Annotated in this window: 2 protein-coding genes; one reads left to right on the top strand and one right to left on the bottom strand. The window is 72.4% G+C overall.

Annotated features, from left to right (window positions below):
• Positions 1-618 (bottom strand): phytoene/squalene synthase family protein (locus P409_RS34135; protein WP_052121705.1); only part of this gene is annotated, 618 nt, incomplete at its 3' end.
• Positions 619-722: 104 nt separating this feature from the next.
• On the opposite strand from P409_RS34135, the gene P409_RS34130 reads away from it, so the two are divergent.
• A partial coding sequence (locus P409_RS34130) for an FAD-dependent monooxygenase (RefSeq protein WP_034849251.1) occupies positions 723-1,461 on the top strand: 739 nt, incomplete at its 3' end.

Here is a 1,461-nt window from a genome sequence, read left to right as displayed (position 1 = left end):
CCGGCACAGCCCGTCATGCGGCTTCATCTCGAACAGCAGGCCGCGATCGGCGCCTTCGGCCGCCATCACCTCCTGCGGCAGGTACAGGCGCTTCTGCCGGGCGTGGAACGGCACGGCCCGCGTCAGACCGACCAGCGCCCAGGCGGTGCCGACCGCCGTCGCCGCCCGATGCGCCGCCTCGTCGTGGACGCCCAGCACCTGGAGATGCAGGCGCAGCAGCGGCCCGGCGGTGTCCGCCGCGTATCTTTCGAGATCGGCGAGCGTCGCCGGCGGCTCGTCCTCCAGGTCGCGCTCGCGGGCGTCGATGACGGTGTCGAAATGGGCACGGCTCAGGTCATGAGCCCACACAGCCGGGGCGAGCGCGTCCAGCACCTCGTGCCGCCGCGGCCTGCCGTCATAGATCTCGCCGATCGCGTCGCGCCACCATTGCAGCCGGATCTGGCCGAGCAACGGCTGGCTGACCACCTCGCGCGTCTTCGCCACCTCGATGTTGAAGGCATAGAGCGCGAACAGCGCCGCCCGGCGCGGCGCCGGTGCGAACAGGCAGGTCAGGTAGCGGTCGTGGTCGAGGCGGCGAACCTGTTCGCCGTTCTGGCCCAGGGGATCGGTGGTCGGCATGGCGGCCCCTATATGCCCGCTCGCGGCCCCGATCGCCACCGGAGGTTGCCAGCCCCGGCGTCAGGCTCGACACTCGGTCGCAGACGCAGAGAGGGAGGCGACCGATGAAGGCGATCATCGTCGGCGGCGGCATCGGCGGGCTGACCGCGGCGCTGATGCTGCAGGCGCGCGGGATCGGCTGCGCCGTGTTCGAGCAGGCGACGGAGCCGCGCGAGGTCGGCGTCGGCATCAACACCCTGCCGCATGCGATCCAGGAGCTCGCCGGGCTCGGCCTGCTCGACCGGCTCGACGCCGTCGCCATCCGCACCCGGGAACTGCTCTACACCAACCGCTTCGGCCAGATCGTGTGGCGCGAGCCGCGCGGGCTCGATGCCGGCTTCCCGGTGCCGCAGTTCTCGATCCATCGCGGCCGGCTGCACGGCGTGCTGCACAAGGCGGCGCGCGAGCGGCTGGGCGGCGAGATCCATCACGGCCGCCGACTGGCCGGTTTCGAGCAGAGCGAAACCGAGGTCGTCGCCCACTTCGTCGACCGGCATGGCGCCCCGGCCGGCACCGCGCGGGGCGATGTCCTGATCGCCGCGGACGGGATCCATTCGGTCGTACGGGACACGCTGGTCCCGAACCAGGGGCCGCCCTCCTGGAACGGCATGATGATCTGGCGCGGCGCCACCGACTGGCCCACTTACATGGATGGCCGGACGATGATCGTCGCCGGCGGCATGCAGGCGAAGGTCGTGCTGTACCCGATCGCGCCCGGCACCGCGCCCGACCGGCGGCTGACCAACTGGGCGGTCTGCGCCCGCCTCGGCGACGGCAGCACGCCGCCGCCCCGGCGCGAGGACT

It is taken from the genome of Inquilinus limosus MP06 (genome assembly GCF_000767795.1).
GTDB classification, from domain to species: domain Bacteria; phylum Pseudomonadota; class Alphaproteobacteria; order DSM-16000; family Inquilinaceae; genus Inquilinus; species Inquilinus limosus_E.
This window is presented reverse-complemented; position numbering and strand designations above follow the sequence as displayed.